Annotated in this window: 21 protein-coding genes, 2 pseudogenes and 1 other annotated feature; of the genes and pseudogenes, 9 read left to right on the plus strand and 14 right to left on the minus strand. The window is 38.8% G+C overall.

Features of this window, described 5'->3' with window-relative positions:
* The first annotated feature begins 180 nt into the window (after positions 1 to 180).
* Positions 181 to 2325 (plus strand): TonB-dependent receptor family protein, encoded by a 2145-nt coding sequence (locus A9J31_RS13050; RefSeq protein ID WP_245668235.1) that lies wholly within the window; start codon positions 181 to 183, stop codon positions 2323 to 2325.
* 188 nt (positions 2326 to 2513) lie between these two features.
* Here A9J31_RS13050 and A9J31_RS13055 read toward each other — a convergent pair whose 3' ends face one another.
* Together A9J31_RS13055 and A9J31_RS13060 are read right to left on the minus strand one after the other, a co-directional pair.
* A complete protein-coding gene (locus tag A9J31_RS13055; protein ID WP_067766730.1) occupies positions 2514 to 3938 on the minus strand; it encodes an amidase in 1425 nt (474 codons plus the stop codon).
* A 160-nt stretch (positions 3939 to 4098) separates the two neighbouring features.
* Entirely contained in the window at positions 4099 to 5511 is a 1413-nt protein-coding gene (locus tag A9J31_RS13060; RefSeq protein ID WP_067766733.1) for an aminotransferase-like domain-containing protein, read from the minus strand.
* A 225-nt stretch (positions 5512 to 5736) separates the two neighbouring features.
* On the opposite strand from A9J31_RS13060, the gene A9J31_RS13065 reads away from it, so the two are divergent.
* The gene (locus A9J31_RS13065; protein WP_067766736.1) at positions 5737 to 6540 is read left to right on the plus strand and encodes a hypothetical protein; all 804 of its coding nucleotides are present in this window, start codon (positions 5737 to 5739) and stop codon (positions 6538 to 6540) included.
* 67 nt (positions 6541 to 6607) lie between these two features.
* On the opposite strand, the gene A9J31_RS15725 is transcribed toward A9J31_RS13065, so the two are convergent.
* The 4 genes and pseudogenes from A9J31_RS15725 to A9J31_RS13080 all read right to left on the minus strand — a co-directional run bounded on the left by A9J31_RS15725 (position 6608) and on the right by A9J31_RS13080 (position 9345).
* On the minus strand, positions 6608 to 6766 hold the full coding sequence (locus A9J31_RS15725; protein WP_167348724.1) for a hypothetical protein: 159 nt from the start codon (positions 6764 to 6766) through the stop codon (positions 6608 to 6610).
* Positions 6767 to 7086: 320 nt separating this feature from the next.
* Positions 7087 to 8320 (minus strand): annotated as a pseudogene (locus A9J31_RS13070) (IS3 family transposase).
* Positions 7915 to 8031: a sequence feature (AL1L pseudoknot), on the minus strand. Its footprint overlaps the pseudogene before it by 117 nt.
* Before the next feature lie 78 nt (positions 8321 to 8398).
* Positions 8399 to 8596: pseudogene (locus A9J31_RS15485) on the minus strand (DDE-type integrase/transposase/recombinase); the annotation flags it as partial.
* Between the two features lie 212 nt (positions 8597 to 8808).
* A complete protein-coding gene (locus A9J31_RS13080; protein WP_067766742.1) occupies positions 8809 to 9345 on the minus strand; it encodes a TetR/AcrR family transcriptional regulator in 537 nt (178 codons plus the stop codon).
* Between the two features lie 252 nt (positions 9346 to 9597).
* Between A9J31_RS13080 and A9J31_RS13085 the strand changes: the two genes are divergently transcribed.
* The 6 genes from A9J31_RS13085 (at position 9598) to A9J31_RS13110 (ending at position 16184) form a co-directional block, all read left to right on the plus strand.
* On the plus strand, positions 9598 to 10518 hold the full coding sequence (locus A9J31_RS13085) for an alpha/beta hydrolase (RefSeq protein WP_067766745.1): 921 nt from the start codon (positions 9598 to 9600) through the stop codon (positions 10516 to 10518).
* 754 nt (positions 10519 to 11272) lie between these two features.
* Positions 11273 to 11521 (plus strand): VF530 family protein, encoded by a 249-nt coding sequence (locus tag A9J31_RS13090; protein ID WP_067766748.1) that lies wholly within the window; start codon positions 11273 to 11275, stop codon positions 11519 to 11521.
* Between the two features lie 361 nt (positions 11522 to 11882).
* Positions 11883 to 13232, plus strand: coding sequence for an LLM class flavin-dependent oxidoreductase (locus A9J31_RS13095; protein ID WP_067766751.1), 1350 nt, complete (start codon positions 11883 to 11885; stop codon positions 13230 to 13232).
* 57 nt (positions 13233 to 13289) lie between these two features.
* A complete protein-coding gene (locus tag A9J31_RS13100) occupies positions 13290 to 14282 on the plus strand; it encodes a sulfonate ABC transporter substrate-binding protein (RefSeq protein WP_081410330.1) in 993 nt (330 codons plus the stop codon).
* A gap of 98 nt (positions 14283 to 14380) precedes the next feature.
* Positions 14381 to 15256 carry an NAD(P)-dependent oxidoreductase gene (locus A9J31_RS13105; protein ID WP_081410331.1) on the plus strand — a complete coding sequence of 292 codons (876 nt, stop codon included), beginning with the start codon at positions 14381 to 14383 and terminating at the stop codon, positions 15254 to 15256.
* Between the two features lie 232 nt (positions 15257 to 15488).
* Positions 15489 to 16184, plus strand: coding sequence for a DUF1826 domain-containing protein (locus tag A9J31_RS13110; protein ID WP_067766754.1), 696 nt, complete (start codon positions 15489 to 15491; stop codon positions 16182 to 16184).
* A 110-nt stretch (positions 16185 to 16294) separates the two neighbouring features.
* Here the strand turns inward: A9J31_RS13110 and A9J31_RS13115 are convergent, their stop codons facing one another.
* From A9J31_RS13115 to A9J31_RS13145, 7 genes are all read right to left on the minus strand, one after another.
* Complete coding sequence (locus A9J31_RS13115) at positions 16295 to 17920, minus strand: PepSY-associated TM helix domain-containing protein (RefSeq protein WP_067766757.1); 1626 nt, start codon at positions 17918 to 17920, stop codon at positions 16295 to 16297.
* A 1-nt stretch (position 17921) separates the two neighbouring features.
* Positions 17922 to 18215: a hypothetical protein gene (locus A9J31_RS13120; RefSeq protein ID WP_067767023.1), complete on the minus strand. Its 294-nt coding sequence runs from the start codon at positions 18213 to 18215 to the stop codon at positions 17922 to 17924.
* Positions 18216 to 18623: 408 nt separating this feature from the next.
* Positions 18624 to 19790: a type III PLP-dependent enzyme gene (locus tag A9J31_RS13125; protein ID WP_067766760.1), complete on the minus strand. Its 1167-nt coding sequence runs from the start codon at positions 19788 to 19790 to the stop codon at positions 18624 to 18626.
* Between the two features lie 116 nt (positions 19791 to 19906).
* Positions 19907 to 20146 carry a phosphopantetheine-binding protein gene (locus A9J31_RS13130; protein ID WP_067766762.1) on the minus strand — a complete coding sequence of 80 codons (240 nt, stop codon included), beginning with the start codon at positions 20144 to 20146 and terminating at the stop codon, positions 19907 to 19909.
* Positions 20143 to 20805, minus strand: coding sequence for an isochorismatase family protein (locus tag A9J31_RS13135; RefSeq protein WP_067766765.1), 663 nt, complete (start codon positions 20803 to 20805; stop codon positions 20143 to 20145). Before A9J31_RS13135 ends, A9J31_RS13130 begins: the two co-directional genes overlap by 4 nt.
* Positions 20806 to 20837: 32 nt before the next feature.
* On the minus strand, positions 20838 to 22502 hold the full coding sequence (locus A9J31_RS13140; protein ID WP_067766768.1) for a (2,3-dihydroxybenzoyl)adenylate synthase: 1665 nt from the start codon (positions 22500 to 22502) through the stop codon (positions 20838 to 20840).
* A 9-nt stretch (positions 22503 to 22511) separates the two neighbouring features.
* The gene (locus A9J31_RS13145) at positions 22512 to 23738 is read right to left on the minus strand and encodes an isochorismate synthase (RefSeq protein WP_067766771.1); all 1227 of its coding nucleotides are present in this window, start codon (positions 23736 to 23738) and stop codon (positions 22512 to 22514) included.
* A gap of 152 nt (positions 23739 to 23890) precedes the next feature.
* Here A9J31_RS13145 and A9J31_RS13150 point away from each other — a divergent pair, with 152 nt between their 5' ends.
* Positions 23891 to 24664 (plus strand): SDR family oxidoreductase, encoded by a 774-nt coding sequence (locus tag A9J31_RS13150; protein ID WP_067766774.1) that lies wholly within the window; start codon positions 23891 to 23893, stop codon positions 24662 to 24664.
* 24 nt (positions 24665 to 24688) lie between these two features.
* Here A9J31_RS13150 and A9J31_RS13155 read toward each other — a convergent pair whose 3' ends face one another.
* Positions 24689 to 26011 carry a condensation domain-containing protein gene (locus A9J31_RS13155; RefSeq protein ID WP_067766777.1) on the minus strand — a complete coding sequence of 441 codons (1323 nt, stop codon included), beginning with the start codon at positions 26009 to 26011 and terminating at the stop codon, positions 24689 to 24691.
* Between the last annotated feature and the right edge of the window lie 48 nt (positions 26012 to 26059).

Below are 26059 nucleotides of genomic sequence, written 5' to 3' on the forward strand. Positions count from 1 at the left end.
TATTTTTGACCAAAAATTATAGCTATACGATTTATTTCATTTAACAAATAGCCTAGATAAACATATTTAAAATAGGCTATCAGTAAAAATTATAAATTTTGAAATATTTTGATACATACATGCTGAGAAAACACACTACAATCCTTGCCGTTAATACAGTTTCACTTAGCAGACATAATCATGGATGTACCTCAATTTTCTCATAATCATAAAATGCCGCTTTCCGTTTTAAGCTTAATGATACTGTCAGCCTTGGCACATCAAAAAAGTGATGCAGCGACTGCGGGATTATCTGAAAATGTCTTGCCAGAGATCACTGTGCATGTGGCTAAAATCTCTACATCGGCTCAAAAGAAAAAAGAATTAGAAAAATTGAGTGGGGCAACCAATTATATTGCCAAAGAATCACTACAAAGTGTCATTAAAAGCAATAATGCAGATTTGTTTGAAAATCAACCGGGGATATATGCAGCATCTTCAGGCAATGAAGGGGTCAAGTTGTCTATTCGTGGCTCTGGCATTAACCGTGCACCGGGCGCCCATGCTTCGGGACTGTATGTGACTTTAGACGATATTCCATTTACCGGGCCTGGTGGTACGCCGTATGAATTGCTCGAACCACTTTGGGTTGACCATGTTGAGGTATTACGTGGTGCCAATGGTTTAGAGCGTGGGGGTTTAAGTCTGGGTGGCACGATTAATTATGCAACGCCTATCGGTAAAGACGCGGCAAAACTGCAACTGCATCATGAAATGGGCAGTCGTGGTTATCAAAAAAGTGCCATAAGCTCAGGTCAGCAGATTGGAGATTTGGATTATTTTATTTCTCTAACCTATGGTGAAAATAACGGTTATCAAGATCATTCTTCAAGTCAGAGTAAGGGCATTGCAACCAATGTCGGTTATCAAGTGTATGACAATGTTGATACCCGATTTTATCTGCGTTATCGAGAAACCGATCATCAAACACCGGGACGTCTTACTCAAAAGCAAATTCAAGAAGATCCAACTCAAGCAGTGGCCAGTAATATTGATTTAAATAACCATCGTCCGCAGCCGGGAAGTTTATGGCTGGCAAATAAAACCAATGTAAACTTGGAAAATGGCGATCTGTTGCAATTGGCTTTGGCCTATCACCATTATCCAATGGATTTACAGGAAGGCTATTACAATACTGATGTCGATTATGATGATGTCAGTACTTTAATCAATTATAAGTTTCAGCGTGAATTCTGGGCAAAGGAGAGCCAAAACACGATTGGCTTTCGGACGACCACTCATTTACCAGCAGGCACAGTCATCGAACGTCAGCGCGTAAATATTGGAAATTATCCTGCGGGAACAGAAACACGCCATTACACCTATCAAGGCGGGGATTATGTACTACATGCTAGTAATGCCTTGGCACTCAACTCACAACTTTGGTTAGATAGCCGCTTAGCCTTGGCCTATACCCATCGTGAAAGTGAAGTCACTTGGCCGGTTCAAAGTGAAAAAGAAAATAATCGCGAGTGGAATCTTTTACCGTCACTTGGTGTGCGTTATCAATACACGCTAGACACGCAATTGTTTGCAAATATCAGTCGTAGTTTAGAAGCGCCGCATCCTTGGTCGTTAATTTGGGGATCGGATCATTATTTTGTAGATCAAGGACCAGCAACGGGACGACAAAGCGCACCGACTCATTTAAATACGCAAACAGCTAATACAATTGAGCTGGGAGGACGGGGGCAAAGCTTAGTTGGCGCATGGAATGTGGCTTATTACTATGCAAAAGTTAAAAATGAACTTTTAGCGGTGGAAATTGCTACAGATCCAAAACAGATTATTGCTGAAAGCAATGCATCCGATACGGTTCATCAAGGTGTAGAAATTGGCTTAGACAGTCCATTATGGCAAAACGACGCATTGGGCAAGCTTAATCTGAAGCAGTCGTATACCTATAACGATTTTCACTATAAAAATGATGCAGTGTTTCATAATAATGAATTAGCTGGTATTCCAAAGCATATTTACCAAGCAGAACTGCGTTATCAACATCCCTTAGGTTTCTATGCAGGGCTAAATACCATATATGCCTCTAAAGCACCGACAGATTATGCTAATAGTTTTTATGTAGACAGTTGGCAAACGTGGGGCGCAACACTCGGTTATACACAACCTGAAAAGTCATATTTGGCCTGGTTGGATTTTAGAAATATCAGCGACAAAAAGTATGCATCGACCATTACACCGGGATATAACGATAATGGAAATGATCCTGCTCGTATGACACCGGGAGATGGTTTTGGCGTATATGCGGGGCTAACTTATAATTTTCATTGATGTTGGTGATTGAATTTTTTTCTATACCATCACTATAAGCTAAAGGGAGAACTAGATTCTCCCTTTAGCTTATAAATGACTTTTTCAAGTGCTTTAAATCTTTAACTGTGATGCCCAAGTCGCTTCAATTCAATAAATTATTCAATGAAACTTGTTAAATAAAATATCCGAATAAAGATAAAAGATTATTAACTTACATCCTGAATGCGTCGCCAAGGTTTCGCTTCTTCTATTTCATAAGCCAATTCAATCAACGTTTTTTCATCACCAATATTTGCAGAAATTTGCATACTAATCGGCAAGCCATCAATTGCTGTTTGTCCCATCGGGATTGACATGCCCGGTGCACCAACTACGTTTTGAATCGGGGTAAAAGTCACGTAGTTCTGTATACGTTCAAATAACTGATCAAATGGCAGTTGTGGCGACAAATAGCCAATCTTTGGTGTGGTATGGGCAAGAACAGGAGATAACAGCACATCATAATGCTGAAAAAGATCTCGGTATTGCTGCTGCATTTTCTTTAAACGATAGATAAATAGCGGGGTTTTATAAAAATTCTTCTTATATAAGTTAGAAAGACCGAGCGTTAAGTTATCTAATTCTTTCCGATTAAACTCGGGGCCAAAGACTTTCTTACCAAAGGTTGTCAGCATAAACGAAAGGAAGCCCCAATACTCACTAAAGTCGTTCACAAAGCTTACTGAGATAGGTAGGGCTAACTCTTCCACATGGTGACCCAAATTTTGTAGTAATTCACCGGTATTCTTTAGGGTTTGCGTAGTTTCAGTATCAATAACACCTGTAATGGATTGAGGGACTAAGCCTATACGCAGACGACGCTTGGATGGCCCATGAATTAAGCCGATGCGCGGAAGTACTTTATTATAATAACTTGATTCCATACCTGCATAAAAATGGGCTGTGTCACGCACACTTCGGGTGACCACACCTTCACTAATGATATTGATTGGTAAAGATCGAGCTGCGTCACTGTCATAAGTACGACCGCGACTCGGTTTTAGACCAATTAGCCCACAACATGCCGCAGGAATACGAATCGATCCACCACCGTCATTGGCATGAGCAATCGGAACGACACCCGCAGCAACGAGAGCTGCAGAACCGCCAGATGATGCACCACAGGAATAATCTGTATGCCAAGGATTATAAGTCGCCGTGCCATCCTTATATTCCGTACTGGCATTAAGTCCAAACTCTGGTAGTTTGGATTTACCCAGTACCACAAAACCTTGATCTAGTAATTGTTGACTAATTTTTGGGTTATTCGCTGCTGCACGTGCGTGTACAGCTACAGAACCATGATTCGATGGCAGTCCCTGATAATCTAGATTATCTTTAAAGAAAAATGGAACGCCTGCAAATGTTCCATGCTCAATATAAGTCTTATTATTTAAAGCCTGTTCAAAACAATCTAACTCAATGGCATTTAAGCTCGGATTAACAAATTGTGCACGTTGAATGGCTGCTTCTGTTATTTCTTGGACGGAAGCTTGTTTTGTTTGAATAAGTTGTGCGATTGCTACGGCATCTAGGTCAGACAGCACATCATTGCGAAAGGCATGTATACGCTTATTTGAGTTATCTTCCATGAAAATTCAACCTATTTTTTTGTTTTATAATATAAATGTGAAATGAGTGTAGCAGTAAATATCCTTATATAAGGCTGTTATAGTGCCAAACAATATTGATCTGATCTTAATCATGACAATGTAAATTGTCAATTAAATCAAAGGAAGTAGCTTGCAAAAATTACGTAGCTTCAAAGGTACCTATGCTATGAAGCAGGGTATCTACAGCTTGTTGGAACTGTTCATTCCATTCAAATGAACAATTCAAGCGTAAGCATTGGCTCTTTTGCTCTGATACATTAAACAATTGGCCTGGAGAAATGCCAATATTTTGTTGAATAAGTTGCTCATAGACTTGCATGCTACTGACAGATTCAGGCAGTTTTAACCAAAGAAAATAACCACCGGGATAATAGTGTAATTTACAGCCTTTGGGTAAATGACTTTCAATATAGCGATAAAACTGTAATTTATTTTGTTGTAGGCTCTTACGCAAAATGCGCAAATGTTTTTCATAATGATAATTCGAAATGAAATCAACCAAGGCATTTTGCAGTAAAGCATTGACTGAAATCGTACTCATGAGTTGTAAATGTTGAATATGCTGAGAATACTTACCGGCATAAACCCAACCAACGCGAAAAGCTGCTCCTAAAGTTTTAGAAAAAGAAGAGCAGTGCAGTACCAAATTATTTTGATCATAGTATTTCATTGGTAATGGTTTTTGTTGACCGAAGTACATTTCTTCATAGACATCATCTTCAATCAAGTGGACTTGATATTGATGTAATAACTCCGCAATTTTCAGTTTAATTTCTTCATTGACAGTAAAGCCAATCGGATTATGCGCATTTAGCATTAACCAACAGACTTTTACAGGATAGGTTTTCAAGATGTGTTCAAAAGCTTCCAAGTCAAAACCATGCTGTGGATGCTCAGGAATTGTAACGACTTTGAGCCCTAAACGTTCTGCAGCCTGTAATGCACCATAAAAAATATTCTGTTGCAGCACAATATAATCACCAGGACAGGCTATCGCTTGTAATGAAAGATTGAGTGCATCCATGCATCCTGATGTAATGACAATGTCATCTGCATCAGTTGGAATACCTTGCATGCAGTAGCGCTGCGCGATTAGCTTTCTTAAAAATAAATTACCTGGTGGTAAATTATCTATCGCATCATAGCTTTTTTTGTTACGGGCGATTTGCCCCATAATTTGCGTGAGTTTTTTAGAAAATACCAAATCCTGTGAGGGAAATGCAGAGCCTAAAGGAACAATATGTTCGCCTTGGATTGACTTTAAATATTGAAAGACCAGCGAGTTAATTTCTACTTTAGAATTAAGTGAAACAATTAAAGGACGTGCTAATTCAACATCAACAATAGTATTTGATACATAATATCCGGATTTTTCCCGTGCATAGATTAAGCCACGTGACTCTAACTCTTGATACGCATTCATTACTGTAATTAAGCTAAAACCTGAAATCTGTACTTGTTCACGAAGCGATGGTAATTTTTCGTGCGCTTTTAACGTTCCATTTTCAATTAAATGGCGTATTTGCTTTGCAAGTTGTTCAGATTTATACATGGCTGTATGTGCTTCATATGTTTGTTATAAATATATCAAGAAAAATTCAATAGAAATAAAATTTATATAACAGTTGATGCCATAACTATTAAAAATAGCAAATTATCTGTGTATTCATCTTCAATTTTAGTCGCTGTTATAGCTTTTAATTCGATTTCTGTATCTAGTTTTATCTAGCGACAACGCCATAATTCATTAGTGTTTTGTCTTGAAATGGAGCTTTAAATGTTTGTAGCCAGTGAATTAACCGTATTAAACCAATTACTGGTGGATCAACCCATTTCAGATGCTGTAATGAAGCGTTTAAAACAAGAAAATAGTCACATTGAAGCGACTTTATTGAGAACAAGGGTTTTGAGGCAAGTCGAGCAGGTGGGTTATATCGCAATTAATCAGGAAAATTTGCAAGTAAAAGCTGAAAATATGGCCTATTTATTTGCACCTGTGATATTGGCCAATTTAAACCAAAAAGTGATGTATAATACGCCAAAAACGATTGAAAATACTGCAATTTTGGGTCGCTATTATAATGCTGAAACATTGATTGAAAATATTAAAATTGATGACTTATTGGACAGTTTGGGATTGTATATTCAACTTGATCCTACTGAGTTTAATGAAGTTGATTATTTTTACTATAATTTAATCAATAGCTTATCTAACTCAAAAGTATCTAAAGTGATTTGTATAAGTCGTTTAAGTATTAACCAAGATAATATCAAACAATTAGAACACGCTTTAAATGTACAAATACAAGTACTGCATCCAGAAATTGAAGCTATTAATTTTGATTTAAATAAAATCAATATGTTGAAACTGTTATTTAAGAATAAAGATAACGAGCATGCAGAGTTATGCCAAAAGTATTCTTTTATTAATGCTAAGTTATTAGAGTTATTAGGTTTATATCAATTCAAACAAGCTCAGACACTTATTGAAGATATGTTTTATTCCGAGCATATTTTTGAGAAATTATCTGTCTATGGTGAATATATGCAAACACGTATTCAGCATATTAAGAGCTTATAAAACTGTGTAGTAAGTTAAAAAAGCAGTTATAAATTAACTGCTTTTTTAATAATTGAATTTCTAAGTCTTACGGTAGATATGAGTTATCTGCACCAACTACAAAGGCTACACCAATACAAAACAATAGCGCGTAGATCCCGAACCAAATAATGGCACGTTTGAAGGCTTTATCAGAAATTTCACTGTCAGCATATTTTTGCTGTTTTTTCGGTTCTTGATCACTCATAAGATTTACTCGAAATACCTAATGGTTGTAGGTGATTATTCATGGTTCTTTGAATGAGGGATAGATACAAAAAAAAGATAAATTTCTATAACAGTTATAGTTCTGTATACATGGAATAAATAAGTAAATATGTTGTTAATGAATAATTAAAAACGTTAGATCAAAGGTAAGTCTTAAACGATAAATCTATATAAGGCGTAGAGAATGAATTGTTTGTATATGAAATAAATGCAATGGTTGCTTGAGCAACATGTAGCGTAAGTTAGTTGTAGATTTTAAATTGAACCGTACCGGGTTTGTCGGAGACTTTTTTATTTAAGTTAGGCCACCTGACCTAACGGGTTAATCTTATCATAGTACATTGCTTCAAACTCAAAAGGCGATACATAACCCAGTGCACTGTGTACACGCTTTTTGTTGAACCAATCTACCCAATTTAATGTCGCAAGTTGTACATCCGCTAAACCTTGCCAATCTGCTTTTAAATATTCAATCACTTCTGTTTTGTATAAGCCATTCACCGTTTCAGCCAAAGCATTATCGTATGAATCACCTGTCGTACCGACTGATGCTCGTAAATTTGCTGCTTCTAAACGATTGGTATAGCGAATAGAAAGATATTGAACACCTCTATCTGAATGATGAATCACATTCTTAGGCATACCTCGATCGTGCAATGCTTGCTCCAATGCATCGAGCACCATATCTGTATTCATCCGTGTAGATACTTTCCATCCAACAATTGCTCGTGAGAACACGTCAATAACAAATGCGGTATATACCCAGCCTGAATGAGTTTGAATATAGGTAAAGTCACCCACCCATAGTTGGTTTGGATGATCAGCATTAAAATTACGTTTCACTAAATCATCTGCCCGTTTTTGGTCATCTCGGTTACGGGTGGTTTGTTTATTCTTACCACGCCAAACACCTTGTATACCTAGCTTTTGCATCAATCGAGCAACTGTACAACGTGCAATCACATAGCCTTCACGTTTCAGTTGTTGCCAGACCTTACGCACACCGTATCGACCTGAACTTTCTTTCCAAATTCGCTTAATCTCCTCAGCATGATGCAAGTCATGTAAATCTCGCTTTGCTCGATGTTCTGGATTTTCGCAGAGATCTAGAGTCCGGTAATAGGTTGAAGGTGCGATCGGTAAAATTCTACAAATCGCCTCGACTCCGTACAGCTCTTTATTATTATGGATAAAATCCACCATTATTTGTGTGGGCGGTCGAGCTCCGCCTGGGCGAAAAAAGCGGCTGCTTTACGTAGAATCTCATTGGCGCGTTGCAGTTCTTTATTTTCGCGTTCCAGTTGTTTGATACGTTCTTGGTCTGAAAGCTGCTGTACTTTAACTGGATTTTGTTTATCTAAATATTTTTGATACCAAACACGTAGTGTTTCAGGAGTACAACCCTTGCGCAGTATACTGCTCAGGGAGCAATAGCGGTGATCGCAGCCCAATTCGATGGATAATCTTTTTCAGATTCAATCAATAATTGAACCGCTCTTTCTCTGATTTCAGGGGTATATTTTAATTTTGTCATCGGGATAGTCTCTCAGAATATTGACTCTCCGACAAACCCGGTACGGTTCAGGCTGCCTGAGAAGCATCGCTTCGCAAGGGAATGGAAGATCACGCCACTAGGTTTACCTCGCCGATGCCATGCTTCATCTAATGCCTTAATTACTAAATGTTGGTCTGCTTGGGCCGACATAGACCAACCAATCACTCGATGAGCATACAGATCAAGAACAACTGCAAGATAAGCCCATGTTTTAACTGTCCAAATATAGGTAATGTCACTGCTCCATACATGATTAGTATGAACAGGTTTATAGGCTATTTGCAAAATGAGATTGAGTAATTTAATTATTCAACCTCATTTTGCAAATAGCCAAGTAAAATAGCTTAATAACCCTATAATCTAAACATATATTTTATCAATTTTATACTTCCCCTCATTCATCTATACATGATCAACGCTGAAGCATTTTAGATCGTTGTCCTATTTCATTTCTCTTCCTTATTCACTTAATACTTTGCAAGCAAAGCCTTACAAATTTCTCGTTTCTCTGGCTCTGAAAGTTGATGCGATAGAAGTCCTTCAATGGTGAAAACCGCGATTTTTACTCTTGTCTCAATAAGATCATGTGCAATCTCCAATGTCTGTAGCTCTAACCGCAGCAATCCTTCGACCAAGAGATGAAATTTTTCATGCCACTCTCGTAGTTCTGTGGAAAACTTTATTCTTGCATGTACTGTACTGACTAAGCGATTCGCTAATTGAAGCTGCTCAACGACCCAAATTAAACGCTCAGTAGGATCTTGCGTCGACTGCAAGATATATGCATTCAAATGCTTGGTTAACTCAGCATTTAGAATACTAACTAAAAGTTCATCTTTATTTTTGAAATACCAATAAATGGTATTGGGTGCAACCTGCGCTTCATGTGCAATACGATTGATTGAAGTCGCGTCATAGCCTTCGTTTAGAAATAAATCACGCGCAGCATGGATGATCTCTTCTTGTTTTTCTTCACGATCCTGTACGCGCTTATTACGAGCCATTAAATTTCTCACTCTTATAAAAAAGTTGAATTGCGAGTACCAAAACAATTCAAAGACCACATCGTAAATTTTTCTTGAATGTGATTCAAGAATATCGTTAAAATGAGTGATCTTGAATGCCATTCAAGAAAATTAAACAACAAGAATGCTGCACTGAGGATGAATGAAAATAAACGTATTCCTCTGGTGTACTTTTAAATAAAAACAAGATGGAACGTTGTCATCGTTATATCTGAGATTAGGTCAAATTCTATGTCGAACCGTAAATATCCCGATACATCTAATATTCAAAAATCTATCCTTAAATCTACATTTGTAACGGATGGCATTCCATGCTCTGCAACACTTCATGTTCCTGTAAAGATTGAAGACAAAGCATTGCCTGCCATTTTGATGGTCGGAGGTTGGGGGAGTGTACAAGGTGCTTTAACAACCTCTTTTATCAATCACTTTGTGGCGGATGGTTATGCCGTGATGGAGTTTGATTACCCAGGCTGGGGCTTAAGTGGAGGCTTGCCACGACAAGATATTAATCCGTGGCGACGTGTAAAAACGGTGAATAGTGCATTAGCACATTTAAAAAATTTACCCCAAGTTAATGCACATCATATTATCGTTTGGGGCACATCATTTGGTGGAGGTCATGTTGTCGATCTGGTTTCACAACATCCAGACTTGAAGGGTGCGATTATTCAAGTACCGATGTTGGATGGCGTCAGTACGGTGCGTTCAGTTCCCGTTAAGCAAATGCTGAAATTTTTAAGCTATGGTGTGGCTGATTCTGTCAAACCGGGTACTCGAATTTGTATACCGACCATCTCTGAAAAAGGAGCATTTGGGTCGATGGATCGTGATGGGGCTTGGAATGCGTTGCAGCTGGCACTGAATGCACATGATCAAAAATATGATAATCGTGTGACTGCACGTTCTCTGTTAACCATGGGCTTTTACCGTCCTTGGAAACGCTTAAAGGATGTCAAAGTTCCCATGCTCATTATTGGCGCAACACAAGATACTGTTGCGCCATTTGTCGCGGAAAAAATAGAAAAAGTAAATAATCCATTACTTAAAGTTATTGAAATGGAAGCAGATCATTTTGATCCTTACTTCGAACCATATTTTCCAAAAAATCTGCAATATCAATTAGATTTCTTAAAGAGCCTAAATGAATAGTCCATATCCCGATAAAAATATAAGACATATATAAGTCCTAAAGATCATGCTATAGCAGTAGATAATTAAAGAAGCCTAATGCTGTATTGCGCTTCTTTAATTTAATTTTTGAGTAATTTTTTTAATTCTAGCCGTCGTTAATATCATTGATCTAAAATATGTAGTAAGTACGCAGCTTTGGATTGAGTTATGCGTTGATCACAGATTTCTTGCAAGACCGACAATCGTTTAAGTTCTTTATCCGACATAGACACCAACATATCAAACCGTCCGCTAAGGAAATTGCAAAAGCGCATATTCTAAAAGCGGACATTTTTACTTTGGAGAAACCGGACATTTCTATTTTGGAATTACAAATACATTTCGTATAATGTATATTATGTTAAATAGCTTGTTCAAGACTGTGGCCTATACAAACCATCTGTTGCCACAGCTCTACATCGTGAAGATAAAAAGAAATATTTACAAATGCTAGAAAAAATTGACCCACTATTAGAGAACATTGTTCATGGCAAATTGATATTGAATAACGTTGAAGACGATATTTTATGACTTCTAAAGGTGCTGATAATTTAAAACAAGAATTACAGTTATCAGGATTTAAGTGCGATTAAAATGAAACTTAGAGCCGCCATGCTCACAGTATAAACAATTCTCTCAACTGAAACATTTCCAGAAGATTGAACGTCCAACCCTCTCAATTTCAACTCGCTCAGGTTATAATGATGACCTCCCCAAATACGATTGATCTATTATGAGCAGCTCCAATGACCCTTTACATGGCAAAAAACTAGCTGACATTTTGGATGAATTGTTGGACTACTACGGTGGCTTTGAAGGTTTAAGTCGTAAAATTGAAATTAGATGTTTTTGTATAGATCCAAGCGTTAAATCATCATTGCGATTCTTACGTACCACTCCATGGGCACGTGAAAAAGTAGAAAGCTTATATTTATATGTTTTACGCCAAAAAGCCAAACAAGAATCATTTAATAACAACTAATTTAGTAGGTCTATTTATACCTGTGGTGGTCAGCCACCACCTTTTTATTTTTTAGTCGATGCTGAATTGTTCTAAAATTTTAAGTCCTACCAAACAACAATCATATGTTCTGTTACTGATCTGTCAGCAGCAAAAATATTGAATATTTGATTTCTAATTCATTTATCCTGCATCTACAATTCATATGTTTATAAAATTTTATGGCTGTCTGGCTTGCATCAGATAAAGAATAATGGATTAAATTTTAATCAGCCTTGTTTTTAATCAAAAAAAAAAGATATTGATTGAATATTATCTTATTTATTTTTGATTTTTTTATTTGTTAGCTTAGCCCCACTGATAAATATATACGGAAAATGGCATGTCTAAACGACAAATCAAACTTGGGGCATTTATTCCGACAACATCGCAGCATGTAGCAGGATGGCGCTTACCCTCTTCTCGTCCAGAAGAAATGTTGAATATTGATTATGCCATTGAACTTGCGCAAACCGCTGAACGTGGTCTTTTTGATGCTTATTTCCTAGCAGATGGTTTGTCTACATCTTGGAGCCACGGCGCATCGAAGTATGAAAAAAGCCTGAGTTATAATGACAAAATGGCCGGATTTGAACCCTTAACCTTGTTCTCTGCATTGTCTGCGGTTACTAAACATATTGGTTTTATTGCAACAGCATCAACCACGTATGAAGAACCCTATTTATTGGCTCGAAAATATGCATCTCTTGATCATATCAGTAAAGGTCGTGCTGCTTGGAATGTGGTGACGACCTGCTCTGAAGTCACTGCACGCAACTTTGGTATGCAAAAACATCCAGACCCGGCCACACGTTATGCACGTGCAGATGAATTCATTGAGGTGACTCAAAAACTTTGGGATTCATGGGAGGATGATGCATTCGTCTGTGATAAAAACAGTGGACAATTCCTAGATCCAAAAAAGAAACATGAACCTTTGCATACGGGTCAATTTTTTAATGTACAAGGCTCATTGAATGTTCCTCGCTCTCCGCAGGGTTATCCTGTGATTGTGCAAGCAGGTCAATCCGAAGAAGGACGAGAACTTGCAGCAAAACATGCTGATGTAGTCTTTACCGTACAGCAACAACTTGAAAGTGCACAAGATTTTTATCGTGATGTAAAACAGCGTTTAAAAAAATATAATCGCGATGCAGATGATCTTAAGATCATGCCGGGTGTATCTATTTTTGTCGCTAAAACAGAACAAGAAGCGCAAGCCAAATATGATTTCCTCAATAGTCTTATCCATCCCGATGTAGGTATTGGGTTACTCTCTGGCTTAGCAGGAAATATTGATCTGAGCCAATTTGATTTAGATGCACCATTTCCACAACTCGACCATGCAACCATCAACAGTCGTCAACAACTGATGATTGAAATTGCACATGAACATAATTTTAGTATTCGTCAATTTTATGAGTTTGTTGCATCTGCACGTGGTCATTGGACATTAATTGGCACAACTGAACAAATTGTCGATCAACTTCAGCTTTGGTTTGAAAATGAAGCTGCGGATGGGTTCAACGTATTACCGCCAAGTACGCCTGCGGGATTAGATGATTTTGTCGAATTTATTGTCCCTGAGCTGCAACGTCGTGGTTTATTCCGTACCGCATACGAAGGAAAAACCTTGCGTGAAAATCTCGGACTAAAACGCCCAGAAAATCAGTATATAAAAATAATTTGCTGACTTCAGCAGCCTCTTAAGTTTGTCTATATGTGACTCCTATCATTTTAGTGGAATTTTATGTACTCAATTAAAAAGTCTCTTTTGCTCGCCCTCTCGGTGATGAGCTTCACGCTCACGGGTTGCCAAAAAGAAAATACCAACCCGAATGCAGCATCTAATCCAGACGCTAAAGCCGAAACAGCGCTCAAAACCTTGTCTATTGGTTATCAAAAAGCCTCGATCAATGTTGTGATTGCCAAAGAAAATAAACTGCTCGAACAAGCCTTTCCAAATTTAGACATTAAATGGTACGAATTTCCGGGTGGCCCTCAAATTTTGGAAGCATTGGCTGTGGGTTCAGTGGATATTGGGACAACCGGTGATACTCCGCCAGTTTATGCACAAGCAGGTGGTAAAACCCTGAACTATATTGCCTATGAAACTGCGAAGCCCAATTCATCTGCAATTTTAATACCGCAGAACTCAACGATCAAAACGCTCAGTGATTTAAAAAATAAACGCGTCGCGGTTTTACGAGGCTCAAGCTCACATTACCTGTTGGTACGTGCTTTACAAAAAGCCAATCTTACATGGTCAGATATTAAACCTATTTGGCTAAGTCCTGCAGATGCACGTGCAGCCTTTCAAAAAGGTGCGATTGATGCATGGGCCATTTGGGATCCCTACTATGCTGCGGCTGAATTAGAAGATCATGCCAAAGTACTCACCACAGGTGTCGATTTAAGTCCGAACTATACGTTTTATTTGGGCTCAAATGAGATTTTGAAAAATCACCCCAATGAGATCAAGCGCATCTTAAAGCAACTCGGTGAAACGGATACATGGGTGTGGTCACATCAGCCTGAAACCATCAAACTCATTGCACAAAGTACTGGGCTTTCTGAACAAGTCAGTCAAAAATTCCTTGAACGTCGTCCCAATCCATCACATGTGCAATTTGTAACGCCACAGGTGATTCAAGATCAGCAACAGTTAGCAGATACTTTTTCTAATCTTAAAATCATCCCTAAAGCCATTGATATTCAACAAGCAGCTTGGTCACCGAACTAAGTGATCTAACGATTGTCACTCTATCGACAAAGCTACAATTTAAATGCCTTGAAATGAAATGAAGATTTCTTTCAAGGTAGACAAATAAGGACAATGTTTTGACTCAAAGTGTTTCATTTATCGGTTTAGGTGCCATGGGTTGGCATATGGCATCACATTTACCTAAACTCGGTATAAACGTACAGGTGTGGAATCGCACCGAACAAAAAGCACATGCACATGCAGCACAATTTGCTACACGAGCCGTTTCAATTCAACAGGCGGTACAAGCCGATATTATTATTTCTTGCTTGCCCACCAGTGCAGATATTGAAGCATTAATTGCACAGCATCCACCAAAATCGGGTGCGATATGGGTGGACTGCACCAGTGGCGTTCCCGACTCAGCAAAGAAACTCGCAGACACTTTAAAAAATATGGGTGCGGCATATTTAGATGCACCTGTATCGGGTCAAACCATTGGCGCTGAACGTGGCACCTTAACGGTCATGGTCGGCGGTGATGCTGATGCATTTGCCATTGCACGCCCGATTATTCAAGCCTTTGCCGATTTAATTGAATATGTAGGTGAAAGTCGTGCTGGTTTCACTGTAAAAGCAGTGAATAATACCTTGATGGCGACACATCTTTGGGCATTGGCTGAAGGATTGAGCATTCTTAAAGCGCAACAGGTTGATTTAAATAGCGCACTGAGTTGTATTAATCACTCAAGTGGGCAAAGTGGAATTTCACAAAATATTATGGCGCAGCGTGTACTCAGTCGTGAATTTCCAAAAACTTTTGCCCTAGACTTATTACAAAAAGATATCGGGATTGCATCTGATCTGATGCATCAACAATCTTTGCAGCTAAATCTGTTAAAACTGGTTCAACAACAATTTAATCGTGTTGAAAAATCACAAGCACAGCAACTTGATTTTTCAGCTGCGGTGCAAAGCTTAGAACAAGATACACAGCTTACCTTGCAAGCTTAAAATAAACAGCCGAAGTAGCTGCTTTGGCTGTTTTAAACTTAAAACCAAGGCAGAATACGCCTTATAGTTTATGATTTGACGATGTTCTGCGTAGAAGTACGGCGTATTGAGTATTTTCGTAGCTAGTGCTATTTCAAGCAATATTATAAAGTGGATAAAAGATCGTTTACTCATACTAAGCACGGTGTATCATTTATGCTAATGTTTTTAAAACTCGCATAGTTGTTTATTAATGAAATCTATATTGACTTATTTTAGTCAAGTTCATAGCGTCACTACATTCCCAGAATTAATCGAAACACCCTTCCAAGGCAAGACCAATGCACTTTGTTGGACACGTGATCTACAAGGTGATTTTCAGGAAATTATTAAAAAATTAGAACTAACAGACAATATTACAGAATTATCAGCAGATGATCTTTTGCTGCTGTCTTTAACAACACAAGGATGTATCGCAAGAGATACTATCTTAAGCGATATGCAGCTTTTAACTGATATTGGTGCCTTGCCATCACTCAACCTCATTAAGCATTATGAGCGTGATAATGAATTAGATTTTATTTCGACCGATGTCTATTCGTTTCACGTAGATCGCTCACCCATCGCAACTGATACCTTCTTATGTACTTATTATGGTGCAGCGAGTGACATTCTACCGAATGATCAAGTTCAGCAGAAAATACAAATACCTGAAATACGAAATCAGTTGTTCAATTTATATGATGGCCCCGAAACAGGTTTTGACAGTTTTTTAGAAGAATATTTCTTTGATTTGCATTACCAGGCCAATGATAATGCTGTTCCAATCAATTTAGGCACAGGTCACTTATGGCGTTTAGCCGTCGATCATCCTACACAACAAGTGCTGCCTTGTGTGCATCGTGCACCGGTTGAAAACGATCAACTACGTTTACTTTTAATTTGTTAGTTCTATCAAATACTTAAAATGACATTTTATTCATGATCGGTAAAATGACTACCTTTTAAATTTAGGCAAGGTTTTAAAACATTGCCTTGCCTAAATAGTACATGCCTAACTTATACTGACCAAATACTTCCATTTTCAGCGTTGTTTTGTCGGCGCTTCGCTTGAATATAAAAACGTATAAAAATCACTGCAAAAACAAAAGCCGTAATATCAATCCACCACAAATAAGATGAAGATGCCCAAAGACCGATATTAGGTAGCATTAATGCAATGATAGAGGTCAGTGGTAATGCACAAAGAATAAGCGCAGTCAGCATGAGTAACTGAGGTAAAGCCTTTGCCGCACCAACGATAAAGCAGTAAACCAGTGTCAAAATAAAGACGATATAGTAACTGTATATAAACCAATGGTTTAGACTGGTTAATTCTGAGGATATGACATATCCCCAACGCCCAATCAACATGCTGCTAAAAACAGCAATCATACAGCCTAAACATGCTCCAACAGTTAAATTCGCAATAGCCTTAACATCTTTGCGTTGCTTAATTGTTCTTGTATCTGTTGGTTTTTGACGTTTAATACGTGATTCAATCCAAAGTAGATTTCCAGAATAAAATAAAAATGCCCCCCCTAGACCTAAAATCAAATAAAGCCAGCGGGTTAAGTCTCCACCATAATTACCAAAGTGCAAACTAAACATTGAGCGGATTACTTGATCTGCCGGCGTTGCATGGGTATTTAAATTACTGGTACTTAAAGGCTTATTTAAATATGGATTGAAAACGACCACATCAAAACGATCACCCCTCAGCATTTGATCTGCACTATACAGATTAGCCCGTGCCGATGCTTTTTCAGGTTGATCAAGGTTGTTAAAACTAATCGAACTGACCTGATATTCAGGCATTTGCTTTTGCATCTTTTCTAAAAGTTTCTCAACATTTAACGTCGCTACAGGCTCTACGATTTTCACAGCAGGTGGTCGCTGAAATAAAGACTTCCCCTTACCTGTTAATGTTCCAATGGCATCATAGAACACATCATGGAAGGCAAATGAAATCACAGTAACACTAATAATAATATGAAAAGGCAAACTGGTTATACCAACCACATTATGCGCATCTAGCCAAAATCTTTTTTTGTTCTTACCCGCTCGAATAGCAAAATAATCTTTAACCAAGGTCGGTAATAATACAATCAGTCCAGTCATTAACGCCAAGAAGTACAGCACACAAATGACCGCCATCACATACATTCCCAATGTATGATGACCTAAAGTACCTGGTATACCCGCCGTTTCATGTAACTGCTCGATTAACCATCCCATTTTAGACAGGTTTTCTTGTTCAACCTGTAAACGGCCATCGGCATCGAAGCTTGCCAGCATCTGCTCTTGATATGTATCAAAGTCATGGTCATCTTGCCCTTTTTGAGCAACGGCTTGGGCTTGCCATTGCATAGGTGCATAATGAAATTCCTTAGAATCAAAGTTCAGTTGAAAACTTTTTAGAGTTTCAGGATGTTTCGCTTGTACCTGCTGAATCAAAGGGTCATATTGCTGTGCAGTAATCGGTACCAGTTGTTGTTGCGGTGGTGTTGCCCAACGACTTAAATCATGTTGGAACATGCTCAGTCCACCTGCAAAAAAACAGATGAATAAGAAAATGCCTGAGCAGATACCAACCCATGTATGGAGGGTCTTGGCGTGGCGAATAATATCAGTACGTACTTTCATCTTAAAACCCCCGCATCCAACGCAGTACAGCATAAGTAAATAGATTTAGCAGCGTATAAATTAGAATGGCTTGCCATCCTTTGGGTATGAAATAGGCAATAAAACAAACAGGTAACCAAATCCAAGGAATAGACCACATACCAAATTGTGGCGCTAAGGCCGGACTTAAATTTTGCATCGCCCAGATTGTAATAATTGAAGCGCATAGCACGGCAAAGCTTAACCCCAAGCAAAAGCCTGCAAAAGATTTCGACCACCAATCAGGCTGGATTTTCTGTTGAAAGAGTGAATTCATGAGTGTGATTTTTTTATCATTAAAGAAATAAATGGAAAAAATGACCAGACGATGAGCATGGTTAACAGCCACATAAATATCGCGACTAATTTTGGTACAGAAATTAAAAATAAGATTAGTGCAAGGATGATCGCCCCTAACCCAAACCAACGATATATTGAAGTGAGTGGCCTTTTTAATATAATTTGATTTGGATGTGTACAGTACATCAGAGCACTTCCAAGCAAGACAAAGAAAAATGCAATAAATTTCAAAATGTACACCCTACAATTGTGATCTAATGTCCAGTTCTATACTTATGACTTAATTCATTCTAATGACTTTATGTCGTCGTCATTTTTAAAATGACAATGCCCAATCCTATATATTTAGATAGGATTGGGCAATTTTGCTTATATATAATATTGTTTATTCAAGATAAAATGTTTTTAACGGCGGGTAACCATTAAACTCCACCGAAGCGTATGAGGTGGTATAAGCACCGGTACTCAGCCAATATAACCGATCGCCCATGACCAAATCCTGTGGTAAAGGATAGGCAATCTTTTCATACATAATATCGGTCGAATCGCAGGTCGGCCCCGCCAAAACGACATTTGATTTTGGAGCATCATTATGCATTTTAGGTGTATAGATTGGATATTTAATCATCTCACCTAAGGTTTCAATCAAACCATTAAACACACCCACATCGGTATAAATCCATCGTTTTTCATCCTGTTCTGATTTATTGGCAATCAGTACAATTTCAGAGACCAATACCCCTGCATCTCCAACTAAGGAACGGCCTGGTTCTAAAAATAGCGTAACTTTACGATCAAAACATTCATCGATATAGCATTGAATGCGGTTTGCATAATCTTGAATGCTGTCAATATCAGCCAAATAACGTGCTGGAAAACCACCACCAGCATTAATTAATTCAAGTTGAATACCGTGTTGATGTTCCAGCGTATCAAATACGTCCTTAACCGTATTTAATGCCGTCCGCCAAACGGTGACATCATTTTGCTGACTCCCCACATGGAAAGACACCCCATAAGGCTGTAAACCTAATTGCTCGGCTTTGACCATTAGATCAATCGCCATTTGGGTATCACATCCGAACTTACGTGATAATGGCCAATCTGAAGTTGTACCCGATTCAACTAATACACGGACAAAGACACGTGAATTTGGTGCATGCTGTGCGATTTGTTCTAAGTCTGCTTGCGCGTCAGTGACAAAGAGTCGAATACCCTTGTCATAAGCATATTTCACATCAGCAGCTTTCTTAATGGTATTCCCAAATGAAATCCGGTCAGGTGAAATACCACAAGCCAATACACGGTCAAGTTCATATATGGATGCGATATCAAAACTAGAATCAAGTTTATCTAAGCGCTGAATAATTTCAGTACTTGGATTAGCTTTAACCGCATAGAAGATATTCGCCATCGGAAAACTTTGCTGAAGTTCTTGGTATTTATATTCAACGCGATCTAAATCAACCACTAAAAATGGACTGGGTTTATTCGCTGCAAAGTTCTGAATCTTTTGCCATTGTTGTGAAGAATAATAATTGTCTAACTGCATGGAATATCCACTCACGTTACAAACTGAGGAACGAAAATGGCCGTGGCTATGGTATTGGCTGGGGCCGTTTATGTAGTGCTTAATCACTAAGATTCATCACTACGGGGCAATTTTTTTTAAGCAGCGACACGTTTTAGACGATGCTGCCATTCTTCTAGCGTTGGCTCTTCAACTAAATCTTGAAACTCGACGCTGATACCTTGTTCACGCCATTGACCGACCAAAGTCATTAAACTCATCGAATCCAATCCGAGCATAAATAAGTTATCGTCGTTTTGAATTTCAGTGGCATCAATGCCTAATTGTTTCGCTACAGTTTGACGTAAATCTTCTAAATTCACAGTGAGTATGCTCATCGAACAATCTCCGTGCTAAGAGGCGCTTTTAATTCATGGAGAACAGTTGTAGTATCAACGACTTTGGCACAACGTCCTGTTGCATATTTCAAAGCCATTTCATGTTCTTCTTGACTAAAATCTGCCAATGCATCTCCAACTAAGAAGGCTTGCATATCCAACATGAATGCTTCTGCAGCAGTCAGTAAACAACCGATATGTGCATAAACACCACAAATCACAAGTTGGTCACGCCCTGCTTCTTTAATACGTTGCTCAAAATCACTCTTTTTAAATGCGCTGTAACGCCATTTAGTCAATACCGTATCTTGCTCAGCAGGCTGTAGACTTGGAATAATTTGTACAATATTTGGGTCTGCTGCCAAACCTTTACCCCAAAAATCAGTCAATAACTGACGATGTTCAGTGCTTTGATCACCCGGTTGTGCGGTGTAATACACAGGAATCCCTTGCGCATGGCATTCATCAATGAGCTGACGGCAATGCTTTAAAAGTTCAGGAATAGGTGCTTGGGTTTGGTCATAAAAATCTAAGAAATACTGTTGTAGATCATGTACCAAAAGTACAGCGCGGCTTGGGTCCAGTGTCCAATTCACTTTATTGGTTGGAAAGTTTTGCGCTTGTGGCATTGGATAACTTGCGATACGTGGAATAGCCATGTGTTTACCTATCTATAATTTTATAAAGTGTGTTATGCAACTAAGCGTTGTCTTAAGGCTTTTTTGTCAATTTTACCGAGTGCGGTATACGGCATGTCTTCAACAAATTCGATACGATCTGGAATTTTGTAAGTTGCTAAACCATAATGCTGAACATATTGACGTAATTGCATCATAAGACGCGTTGGACTTGGGTCAGTAGTATCAGTGCGCCATTGAATATAGGCACAGCTTTTCTCACCCAACATCTGATCAGGCATAGATACCAATGCAGACTGAATAATTTGAGGATGCTGATTCAGTACTTGTTCTACTTCCTCTGTAGCAATTTTTTCACCACCACGGTTAATTTGGTCTTTGCTGCGACCTTCAACAATGATGTTTCCTTCTGCATTGATACGGACTAAATCACCTGTTCGGTAAAAACCATCTGTTGTAAAAGCATTACGGTTGTGTTCCGGAACATTAAAATAGCCGCGGATGGTATAAGGGCCACGTGTTAACAAATGACCCACCTCACCCTGAGGCAGCTCACGATCTTCATCATCGACAACTTTAATTTCGTCGTCGGCACTAATACGGCTGCCTTGTGTAGAAATGATCTGTTCAATGTCATCGTTATAACGTGTGTAATTCACTAAACCTTCAGCCATACCAAACACTTGTTGCAAACGACACTGATATTGTTCAATTAATTGACGTGCCAAAGCATCTGCGAGACGAGCACCTCCAACTTGTAGCACCTCTAACTGTGAAAAAATATTTTCCGCGCCCTTAGACACTGCCTCTACCCATGCAGCTGCTAAGGCAGGTACCAATGCTACATGTGAAACCTTGTGCTGTTTAATTAAAGCAAAACATGCTGCTGCAGTTGGGTCCTGCGACAGCACCAAAGTCCCGCCTGTATAAAATAGCCCTAATGAACCGGCTGAACTCATACTGAAATTATGCGCCACAGGTAAGACCATCAACATTTTTGTGGTTTGATTCAGCTCACAAATGTCGGCACTGGCGCGAACACTATATAAATAGTCATCATGGGTCCGTGGAATAAGCTTAGGCGTACCCGTACTGCCACCTGATAGTTGGAAAAAAGCGACATGACGTGCTGTTAAGTTAGGCGGAACGACGCGCTGTTGTTGATATTTGGATAAATCAGGCCACGTGGTAAACCCGCTTAATTCACCCGAAGTCCCAACAACCAACACTTGCTGCAAACTTTCACAGCGTTGTTTACATTCTAATGCCAATTTACGGTAATCAAACCCCATAAAGCGATCTGCACAGATATACAATTTCGCTTGGGTTTGACCAATAAAATGACTCACTTCAGCATGGCGGTGTGCAGGTAAACTCATAATAGGTCGCATACCGATGCGTAAAGCACCAAAATATGCAATGAAAAATTCAGCAATATTAGGAAGTTGAATCACCACACTATCGCCAATTTGATAGCCTTGCTTACTTAAATAAACTGCAAATTCATCAATATGTTGTTGTAGCTGCGCATAACTAAAATGACGCTCTCCACAAATAATGGCTGTGTTTTGTGCATATTTTTCAGCACATTCAATAAAAAAATCACTTAAGGTTTGGCCAAACCAATAGCCCTTCGCAATATATTTTTCAACAAAATCTTCAGGATATTGAACAATCCCTTCCCAAAGTTTTTGTTCTAACAGTGTTTGTTCAGACATGATTAGACCTTAGCGATACGTCAATTGATCTGCATTTAAGCCAAGTGCATTGAGCATGGTCTTAAATTTGGCAATTGTTTCATTCAACTCACTGGTCGGTTGTGAAGCTTCGACGATGCCTGCTCCCGCGTATAAGCGTGCAGAATGTTCAAAAATACGACCACAGCGTACATTGACAGCCCAAGCACCATTTCCGCGTGCATCACTCCAACCCATCGTTCCGGCAAATAAATTACGCTGAAATGGCTCTAACTCTGAGATGAGTTGACGTGCTAAAGGTGCAGGTTGGCCACAGACTGCTGGTGTTGGATGTAAAATTGATGCGAGATCAAAAACATGCATTTCAGGATCTTTCAATGTCCCTTGAATAGGCGTAGCCAAATGCCACACCGTACTGGTCTTAATTAAAGATGGCGACTTTGGAATACTTAAGCTCTCACACAGGGGTGATAATTGATCAGCAATTGCTTCAATCACTACAGCATGTTCATGTTGATCTTTTGCTGATGCAAGTAAACGCTGTGCTTGTTCCTGATCTTCTGCCACATCCGCACAACGTGCCAGTGTTCCGGCAACTGGATTGCTAAATACAAATTGATTTTGCTTTGCGACTAAAAGTTCTGGACTCGCACCCATGAACCAACCTTGTTCTTTTGGGTCTTGTGCAAATGCAAAGGTATAACCTTCAGGGTTGGTTTTGAATAATTGATAAAACAGTTCTTCAATCTGAATTTTTTGTTCACTTTGTAAATCAATTGCACGTGCTAAAACTGCTTTTTCAAGTTCTGTGCTTTTCATCAAAGCCACAAGTTTTGCAACGCCATCAACATAGTCTGCTTGTGGAGGAATCAGTGTGGCTTGAACTTGTGAGAGTCGTTCAAGAGGCTCTGTTAAATCTAGTCCTTCAGTGACATAGGTATTTTTTGCTTCCGCAATCGACATTTCTGGCAAATCACGATTATCGAAAGGCAAACTGCCAACTAAAATCAGTTCAGCATTCCCCGTTGCTTGAATTTTTTGTTGCAATCTTTGTTTAGCATGTTTTAACCAAGTTTGTTGTTGTTCAACAAAACCTAAGTTTGTATCACGTTCAAATTGAATCGATTCAACAAGTTTTTTACTCGAAATCGTCCCCGTCGGTGTTGCAAATACAAAACCTGCAACATCCGCTTCAATTAAGTCGTCCTTGGTTATTCCAATCATGTTTTTAAATACTGATGGTTCTACTGGCAACATATTTGCTCTCACATCTTTCAATTATGTTTTTTTACCGTTCAGCCCTACTGCCATTTCAGCTAAAGTAGTTGAACGCCACCACTATAATGATTATTATTCTCAAGTAGAAATGACAATCGTTACGTTTTGTTAACATATTCAAGGATTCTTAAATGTCCACATTATTTATTGTGACCGGTGCTGCACGTGGCATTGGCGCAGTGGTGGTAAAAAAATTACTTCAGCAAGATCATAAAGTCATCGGTATCGATCTCAATCCCGACCTTCTTAGCTGGGAAATCATTGAGCAGTTAAATAGCGCCGAAAAACAAAAATTTCATGCTATTTCTCATGACATTTCTAAAACAAACTCCCTGATTGAAAAAATCCAAAACTCTCCATGGTCAGAGCAACCGATTACAGGTTTGGTTAATGCCGCAGGTATTCTTGAAATGGGAAGTTTGCTCGAAACAACTCAAGGCCAATGGGAACACAATTTGGCCGTAAACTTTATGGGACCTGCATTATTGTCTCAGTGGGTAGCCAAACAAATGCTGCCACGTCATGCAGGCTCAATTGTGAGCATTAGCTCAAATGCGGCGTTAGTACCGCGCATGAATATGGGACTGTATGCAACAACCAAAGCAACAGTTAGCCATTTCTTTAAAAACTTAGCACTTGAATTGGCACCGCACGGTATCCGCTGCAATTTGGTATTACCCGGCTCAACCCTCACCCAAATGCAAAAACAACTTTGGACAGATGATCAACCACCCGCAGGTATTGTTGAAGGCAATCTTGAACAATACCGGAGTGGCATTCCGCTGAAAAAAATTGCAGAACCTGAAGATGTTGCCAACGCAATTTTGTTTTTACTCTCAGATCAAGCAAAACAGATAACTATGCATGAATTGGTAGTCGATGGTGGTGCAACACTCGGTGTTTAAAGGAATTTCACCAAACTGCCAGAATTAATCTGGCAGTTTTTTTTGTATATTTAATTGACCGGCTTTGAGCTTAGGTTGGTCCAACCATGTGCGAAGCATATGCATAAAGTCATGCCAATATTCGCCTAATGATTCAACATTGTAGAGTTCTTTATGACCATCAACCGCAAGGTATAAACGTTCAATGCCGTTGACAAATTTATTGGTAATTGCAATGTCAAAGTCTTCGATTGGCCCCGCAGAAATGGACGTTTTGCTTAAGTGACAGCCTTCAAATTGCTCAGGCAATGGATATGGAATCCAATTCACAATGGGCCCAAATAGAATATTTTCGTATGGATCGAATCCCTCTAGTTCAAAACGCATTTGCTCAAAGTAGCTGTTTTGATGTGGACGAATTTCATTAAATCGCTGTGCGAGCAATCTTACAGTTTCAGTTAAATTGTCTTGATCTGTAGCAGCAAGACGTAAAGGTAAAATATTCATCACAAGACATGGCGTACGCATCGCCGCAGTACCCAAACGTGACATAAAGGGCACACCAAAGCATTGTTGTGCATCGCCTGATTGTTTCACTAGATAGCTCATCATGACGGCCATCACCACCATGGCACTTGGCAATTTAAGCTCAGCAGCCAATGTATTCATTTTTTGTTGGGTATCCCAATCAATGACATCTTCATAGCGAGGCCCTTGATAGAACGGTTGTTTTAATTTGCGTTTTAATCTTTTCTTAGGTGCCAGTTCATTGGAAAAATTATCACGCCAAAATTTTAAGTCTTTCTCTGCTTTAGCTGATTCTAAATAGCGATGCTCATCCGCTAAGAACTTCTCGAAATGATCAAAAGCCTTATTTTGTAGCGCTGTTCCGTTTTTCAAAGATTGGTAATAGTCGAGGAAGCGATTAATCATTAGGCCATAAGCATAACCATCTAAAGCTACATGATGCGCTCTAAAGAACAGCCCGTATTTTTGCTCACCTAAATTGGCAAAAATATAGTCATATAAATGCCCGACACTTAAATCGAATGGCGGTTCAACTGCTTGATCAGCCCAATCTAATATTCCTTGAGCATCTAAATGTGATAAATCAACAAATTGAGGCGCTCTGAGTGCAACATCATCTACACGGTAAACTTTGCCATCTTTTTCTAATGCACGCCAATGTAAAGCCTTAGCTTCCTTTAAGGTTAGTTCAATTGCTTGATGAAATAATTCTCGATTTAATGGGCCATCAATCACCAACCATTCTGCGGTGTGAAATGGGTAACTGCCATGATAATGATGTCCCTTCCACATACTGTGTTGTGCACGAGTTAAAGGAGCTAAAGAATCCATTGTTTGCATGAGTTATACCGTAGATCAAACAATTTTTATAAAGAAGTATAAAAATCT

Origin of the sequence: Acinetobacter gandensis (assembly GCF_001678755.1) — a bacterium.
Classification (GTDB): domain Bacteria; phylum Pseudomonadota; class Gammaproteobacteria; order Pseudomonadales; family Moraxellaceae; genus Acinetobacter; species Acinetobacter gandensis.

What these genes read in the sequence shown, in the direction of transcription:
- A9J31_RS13050 (WP_245668235.1), top strand. Translation starts at nt 181, where the DNA reads ATGGATGTACCTCAATTTTCTCATAATCATAAAATGCCGCTTTCCGTT.
- A9J31_RS13055 (WP_067766730.1), bottom strand. Translation starts at nt 3,938, where the DNA reads ATGGAAGATAACTCAAATAAGCGTATACATGCCTTTCGCAATGATGTG.
- A9J31_RS13060 (WP_067766733.1), bottom strand. Translation starts at nt 5,511, where the DNA reads ATGTATAAATCTGAACAACTTGCAAAGCAAATACGCCATTTAATTGAA.
- A9J31_RS13065 (WP_067766736.1), top strand. Translation starts at nt 5,737, where the DNA reads ATGTTTGTAGCCAGTGAATTAACCGTATTAAACCAATTACTGGTGGAT.
- A9J31_RS15725 (WP_167348724.1), bottom strand. Translation starts at nt 6,766, where the DNA reads ATGAGTGATCAAGAACCGAAAAAACAGCAAAAATATGCTGACAGTGAA.
- A9J31_RS13080 (WP_067766742.1), bottom strand. Translation starts at nt 9,345, where the DNA reads ATGGCTCGTAATAAGCGCGTACAGGATCGTGAAGAAAAACAAGAAGAG.
- A9J31_RS13085 (WP_067766745.1), top strand. Translation starts at nt 9,598, where the DNA reads ATGTCGAACCGTAAATATCCCGATACATCTAATATTCAAAAATCTATC.
- A9J31_RS13090 (WP_067766748.1), top strand. Translation starts at nt 11,273, where the DNA reads ATGAGCAGCTCCAATGACCCTTTACATGGCAAAAAACTAGCTGACATT.
- A9J31_RS13095 (WP_067766751.1), top strand. Translation starts at nt 11,883, where the DNA reads ATGTCTAAACGACAAATCAAACTTGGGGCATTTATTCCGACAACATCG.
- A9J31_RS13100 (WP_081410330.1), top strand. Translation starts at nt 13,290, where the DNA reads ATGTACTCAATTAAAAAGTCTCTTTTGCTCGCCCTCTCGGTGATGAGC.
- A9J31_RS13110 (WP_067766754.1), top strand. Translation starts at nt 15,489, where the DNA reads ATGAAATCTATATTGACTTATTTTAGTCAAGTTCATAGCGTCACTACA.
- A9J31_RS13115 (WP_067766757.1), bottom strand. Translation starts at nt 17,920, where the DNA reads ATGAAAGTACGTACTGATATTATTCGCCACGCCAAGACCCTCCATACA.
- A9J31_RS13120 (WP_067767023.1), bottom strand. Translation starts at nt 18,215, where the DNA reads ATGAATTCACTCTTTCAACAGAAAATCCAGCCTGATTGGTGGTCGAAA.
- A9J31_RS13125 (WP_067766760.1), bottom strand. Translation starts at nt 19,790, where the DNA reads ATGCAGTTAGACAATTATTATTCTTCACAACAATGGCAAAAGATTCAG.
- A9J31_RS13130 (WP_067766762.1), bottom strand. Translation starts at nt 20,146, where the DNA reads ATGAGCATACTCACTGTGAATTTAGAAGATTTACGTCAAACTGTAGCG.
- A9J31_RS13135 (WP_067766765.1), bottom strand. Translation starts at nt 20,805, where the DNA reads ATGGCTATTCCACGTATCGCAAGTTATCCAATGCCACAAGCGCAAAAC.
- A9J31_RS13140 (WP_067766768.1), bottom strand. Translation starts at nt 22,502, where the DNA reads ATGTCTGAACAAACACTGTTAGAACAAAAACTTTGGGAAGGGATTGTT.
- A9J31_RS13145 (WP_067766771.1), bottom strand. Translation starts at nt 23,738, where the DNA reads ATGTTGCCAGTAGAACCATCAGTATTTAAAAACATGATTGGAATAACC.
- A9J31_RS13150 (WP_067766774.1), top strand. Translation starts at nt 23,891, where the DNA reads ATGTCCACATTATTTATTGTGACCGGTGCTGCACGTGGCATTGGCGCA.
- A9J31_RS13155 (WP_067766777.1), bottom strand. Translation starts at nt 26,011, where the DNA reads ATGCAAACAATGGATTCTTTAGCTCCTTTAACTCGTGCACAACACAGT.